This is a genomic window from Flavobacterium sp. A45, from assembly GCF_002001005.1.
Taxonomy (GTDB): domain Bacteria; phylum Bacteroidota; class Bacteroidia; order Flavobacteriales; family Flavobacteriaceae; genus Flavobacterium.
Genome location: NZ_MUNX01000137.1, coordinates 1 through 6,301, shown reverse-complemented (window position 1 = coordinate 6,301; position 6,301 = coordinate 1). Strand labels below are relative to the sequence as shown.

General features: G+C 35.3%; 2 protein-coding genes. Both read right to left on the bottom strand.

All coding sequences use genetic code 11. From position 1 onward, the window contains the following. Positions 1–147: 147 nt before the first annotated feature. Positions 148–1,602: a glutamate synthase subunit beta gene (locus B0E44_RS15950; RefSeq protein WP_077377523.1), complete on the bottom strand. Its 1,455-nt coding sequence runs from the start codon at positions 1,600–1,602 to the stop codon at positions 148–150. Positions 1,603–1,604: 2 nt separating this feature from the next. Beyond that, positions 1,605–6,122, bottom strand: coding sequence for a glutamate synthase large subunit (gltB, locus tag B0E44_RS15945; protein ID WP_077377520.1), 4,518 nt, complete (start codon positions 6,120–6,122; stop codon positions 1,605–1,607). Between the last annotated feature and the right edge of the window lie 179 nt (positions 6,123–6,301).

The following is a 6,301-nucleotide window of genomic DNA, read 5'->3' as shown; positions in this document are numbered from 1 at the left end:
CCTATAAACAGTATAAATATAAATTAGTTAACATTTATTTTGTCAAATAATTAAATTTTTAACGAATTGAAATTTTGATTTAGCTAAAAAAATAAATCCCCTGATAAAATTAATATCAAGGGATTTTTAAATTAATTATTTCAAATATTATAAAGCTGGTAAATCACCATTGCCTTTTGTTGGCAAATTGCTATATCCCATCAAATATAAATCAACTTCTCTAGCTGCTTCACGTCCTTCAGAGATGGCCCATACAATTAAGGATTGACCTCTTCTCATATCACCTGCGGTGAAAATATGAGGAACATTAGTTTGATAATTGGTGGCTTTGTAATTACTTCTAAAATCTATTTCTAAACCTAATTGCTCCGCTAATGTTTTTTCCGGACCAGTAAATCCAAGCGCTAGCAAAGCTAAATCACAAGGCCAGATTTTTTCTGAACCTTCTTTTTCTATTAGTTCAGGTCTTTGACCAGGTGTTATTTTCCATTGCACTTCAACGGTTTTTAATCCAACTAATTCTCCTTTTTCGTTAGCAAGGAATTCTTTAGTATTAATCAACCAGTTTCTGTTGCAACCCTCTTCATGTGATGAAGATGTTTTTAACTGCAACGGCCAAAATGGCCATGGTGTAGTTTCGCTTCTTCCAACAGGAGGTTTTGGCATGATTTCAAAATTAGTAACTGATTTTGCACCATGTCTGTTTGAAGTTCCTACACAATCCGATCCTGTGTCTCCCCCTCCAATAACGATTACATCTTTTCCAGTTGCTAATACTTGGTCTTCAATTTTTTCTCCGTACAATACTTTGGTTTGCTGCGTCAAGAAATCCATAGCCTGAACAACACCTTTGCTGTCTGCGCCTTTAGTAGGTAATCCTCTTCTTTCGGTTGCTCCACCGCATAAAACGATAGAATCAAAAGAATTTAATTCTTCTACGCTAAAGTTTACACCTACGTTCACGTTTGTTTTGAAAGTGATTCCTTCAGCCTCTAATACTTTTACACGTCTGTCGATAATGGCTTTTTCTAATTTGAAATTTGGAATTCCGTAACGTAATAAACCACCAATTGCATTGTCTCTTTCAAAAACGGTAACAGTATGACCTGCACGATTCAATTGTTGTGCAGCAGCTAATCCGGCAGGACCAGATCCAACGACTGCAACTGTTTTTCCTGTTCTTTTTTCTGGTGTTTGTGGTTTGATCCAACCTTCAGCAAAACCTCTTTCGATGATATTTTTTTCAATATTTTCGATAGCAACTGGTTCTTGGATAATTCCTAATACACATGATTTTTCACAAGGAGCAGGGCATAAACGACCTGTAAATTCAGGGAAGTTATTTGTTGATTGTAAAATCTGCAATGCACTTTCCCATTCTTCTTGATGCACCATGTCATTAAAATCAGGAATTAAATTTCCTAATGGACAGGAGCTGTGGCAAAAAGGAATTCCGCAATCCATACATCTGGAACCTTGTTCTTTGATTTTTTCTTTTGATAATGGAATTGTAAACTCATTATAATTTGTAACTCTTTCTAGAACAGCAACGTTACTTTCGTCGGCTCTATTATATTCTTTAAATCCACCTATTTTACCCATGACTATTGTGCTATTAGTTCTTCAATTTGCTTTTCTTCTGCCAATCTTTGTAATGCTTTTTTGTAATCTGTTGGCATCACTTTAATGAAATGTTTGCTTTCGTTTTCCCAATCAGCTAAAAGGCGTTTCGCCAAAGGGCTATTGGTATACATCGAATGATTTTTGATTAAGCGTTTTAATTTGGCTAAATCTTCATCTTCTAATGTTTCTAAGGCAACCATTTCCATATTGCACAATCCATCTTCAAATTTCTTTTTGGCATCATAAACATAAGCAACACCACCGCTCATACCAGCTGCGAAGTTTCTGCCTGTTTTACCAAGAACAACTACTGTTCCTCCGGTCATGTATTCACAACCGTGGTCTCCAATTCCTTCTACAACAGCTGTCGCTCCTGAGTTTCTAACGGCAAAACGTTCTCCTGCCATACCATTTATGTAGGCTTCTCCAGTGATTGCACCGTAAAGAGCTACGTTACCAATGATAATGTTGTCTTCAGGAACGAAAGTAGCTGTAGGTGGTACTTTGATAATTAATTTTCCTCCTGAAAGCCCTTTTCCTAAATAATCATTACAGTTTCCGTGAATTTTAAATGACAATCCGTTAGTTGCAAAAGCTCCAAAACTTTGTCCAGCAGAACCTGTAAAGTCAACAAGGATAGTGTCTTCCGGTAAACCTTGAGAACCATATATTTTTGAAATTTCATTACTTAAAATTGCGCCTACAGAACGGTCTGTATTTTTGATATCAAAAGTAACTCTAGTTCTTTCTTTTCTATAAATAGAAGGAATAGCAGCTTTTATAATATCAAAGTCAAGTACGTTTTCTAATGCGTGATCTTGTGTAGTAGTATTATGGTTTGGAACTGTTTTTGCTTTCTCTGGTTTATAAAGAATGTTAGATAAATCCAATCCATTTGCTTTATAATGTTTGATTGCTTTATTAACATTCAATTTTTGAGATTGTCCAACCATTTCTTTCAATGTTCTAAAACCAAGTTGAGCCATGATTTCTCTTAACTCTTCGGCGATAAAGTACATGAAGTTAATAACGTGTTCTGGTGTTCCTTTGAAATTTTTTCTCAATTCAGGATCTTGTGTTGCAATACCTACTGGGCAAGTATTTAAGTGACAAGCTCTCATCATGATACAACCAGAAGCTACAAGAGGTGCGGTTGCAAATCCAAATTCTTCAGCTCCAAGCAAGGCAGCAATAGCAACGTCACGACCTGTTTTTAATTGACCATCACATTCTAAAACCACACGACTTCTTAAATCATTCAAGATTAAAGTTTGTTGGGCTTCAGCAAGACCAAGTTCCCATGGAATACCTGTGTGTTGTAATGATGTTAATGGTGCAGCACCCGTTCCTCCATCGTAACCAGAAATTAAGATAACGTCAGCTTTTGCTTTAGCAACACCCGCAGCGATTGTTCCAACTCCAACTTCAGCAACTAATTTAACATTAACTCTAGCTTCTCTGTTGGCATTTTTTAAATCAAAAATTAATTGAGATAAATCTTCAATAGAGTAAATATCGTGGTGAGGAGGAGGAGAGATAAGACCTACATAAGGAGTAGAATTTCTTGTTTCCGCAATCCATGGCACAACTTTTTCACCAGGTAATTGACCACCTTCTCCAGGTTTTGCACCTTGCGCCATTTTTATTTGAATCTCTTGAGCATTTGTCAGGTAGTTAATAGAAACTCCAAATCTTCCAGATGCTACTTGTTTGATGGCGCTGTTTTTAGAATCCCCATTTAATTCTTTTTGGAAACGTTTTGGATTTTCTCCGCCTTCTCCAGAGTTAGATTTACCTCCAATTCTGTTCATGGCAATCGCTAGATTCTCATGAGCTTCCTGGCTGATAGATCCGTAAGACATAGCACCAGTTTTGAATTTTTTTACAATTTCAGTCCATGGTTCTACTTCGTCAATAGAAATAGGGTCAAGATTGTTGAATTCGAATAAACCTCTAATGGTCATCAAGTTTTCACTTTGCTCGTTAACCATTTTGGAGTATTCTTTATAACTTTCTGGGCTGTTCAATCGAACTGCTTGTTGTAATTTTGAAATTGTAGTTGGATTGAACATGTGTTTTTCACCGTTTCTTCTCCATCTGTAAATTCCTCCAATTTCTAATGGCAATAGGTTTGCGATATTAGATTTTGGGAAAGCATTTTGGTGTCTCTTTTTAACTTCTCTTTCAATTTCCATTAAACCAATACCTTCTATTCTTGAAGGTGTATAAGGGAAGTATTTAGAAGTAAAGGTTTTGTTTAAACCTAAAATCTCAAAAATTTGTGCAGCTCTATAAGAATGTAAAGTAGAGATACCAATTTTATTCATGATTTTTAGAATCCCTTTTGCAATTGCTTTATTGTAATTTGTAATAGCATAATCAGCTTTTACTCCTGTAATAAAACCTTGTTTAACTTGGTCATGAAGAATTTCATTTACCATGTAAGGATTTATTGCGCTGGCACCATATCCAAATAATAAAGCAAAATGATGAGGCTCACGCGGTTCTGCTGATTCGATTATGATACCAAATTTAGAACGTACTTTTAAAATATTCAAAGAGTGATGTATGTAAGAAGTAGCCAATAACATTGGTATTGGAGCCATTTTTTCACTTACGCCTCTGTCCGAAAGAATAACGATATTACATCCTTCAGAAACCGCTTTGAATGTCGCTTGAACACATTTTTCTAATGCACGTTCCATACCGTTTACCCCTTTTTCTATTTTGTATAAAGTAGAAATAGTAACCGATTTGAAATCGTTGTGTTCGATGCTTCTTATTTTATCCAAATCCTCATTAGAAATAACAGGGTTTTGAATTTTAATTTTTTTACAGTGAATGTCAGTGATGTCAAAGATGTTGTAATCTCCGCCAATAGCCAAACTTGTATCAGTGATTATTTCTTCACGAATACCATCCAATGGAGGGTTGGTAACCTGAGCAAATAATTGTTTGAAATAGTTATACAGCAATTGTGGCTGATCTGATAATACCGCAAGAGGAGTATCATTACCCATAGAACTCAAGGCTTCATTGCCCTGAGCACCCATTGGATTAATGATGGTTTTTAAATCTTCGATAGTGTAACCAAATAAACGCTGTCTGGTTTCAAAATCAGTTTCTTCAGTTGGAATTGGATTATTCGTATAAGGAATTTGAGCCAATTGCAACATATTGTTGTCTAACCATTCTCTATAAGGACGTTTGGTTACAACAGAATGCTTGATTTCTTCATCTTCAATGATACGGCCTTCATTCATGTCAACCAAGAACATTTTTCCTGGTTCCAATCTTCCGTGTTGTACTACATCTTCTGGCTTGATGTCAAGAACACCAATTTCTGATGACATGATAACAAAACCGCTTTTTGTTAATGTATAACGAGAAGGACGCAATCCATTTCTGTCCAATAATGCTCCAATTACGTTTCCATCTGTAAATGGAATAGAAGCAGGACCATCCCATGGTTCCATGATACAGGCATTGTATTCGTAGAATGCTTTCTTTTCATCAGACATGGTTTTGTGTTTTTCCCAAGCTTCAGGAACAACCATCATCATTACCTCTGGAAGAGAACGACCAGTCATTAATAATAACTCAACAACCATATCCATAGAAGCTGAATCTGATTTTCCTTCCAAGATGATTGGGAATAATTTTTTTAGATCTTCTCCAAAAACATCACTTTTCATCAATTCTTCACGAGCACGCATTCTGCTCACGTTTCCTCTTAAAGTATTGATTTCTCCATTATGACACATATATCTAAATGGTTGTGCCAAATCCCAAGAAGGGAAAGTGTTTGTAGAGAAACGTTGGTGAACCAAAGCTAGTCTAGTCACTAAATCATCATCTAATAAATCAGTATAGTATCTGCTGATGTCTTCCGGCATCAAAAGACCTTTGTATATAATAGTTGTAGTAGAACAGCTTGAAAAGTAAAACATATGACTTTCCGAAGTTCTTGAATTGCGAATTTTATGTTCAGCAATTTTTCTGGCCAAGAATAATTTAGCATTGAACTGCTGTTCAGTAATATCTAAACCGTTTTTACCAACAAATACTTGTTTAACGGTAGGTTCTTTTTCTGCGGCAATTTGTCCTAAATTAGAAACATCAACAGGAACATCTCTCCATCCTAATATAGATAGATTTTGATCTTTTATAGCGTCTTCAAAAGTGGTTTTGCAAAATGCTACTTGGTTTGGACTTTTTGGCATAAAAACCATTCCTACAGCATATTCTCTAACTTCTGGGATTTCAAAATCACAAACTTTCTTAAAGAATGCATGTGGGATATCAAATAAGATTCCAGCACCATCTCCAGTTCTTCCATCAGAGCTTACTGCTCCACGATGTTCTAACTTTATAAGGATATCTAGCGCTTTATGAATAATGTCATTAGACTTAATTCCATTCAAATTACATATAAATCCTGCGCCACAGTTGTCGTGTTCAAATTCGGGTAAATAAAGGCCTTGTTCTTTAACTCTCATGCTTGATATTTTTTTCTACAAAATTAAAGATTTCATAACATATAACTAATGAATACGGGGTTTAGGTTCTATTTTTGCTATAAAATTAAAAAAGGTATGAATATTTGATAATAATGCTGAATTTCCCTTTCTGAATTGACATATCTTCAAAAAATATTTTTTTAAATTTTAAAAACACT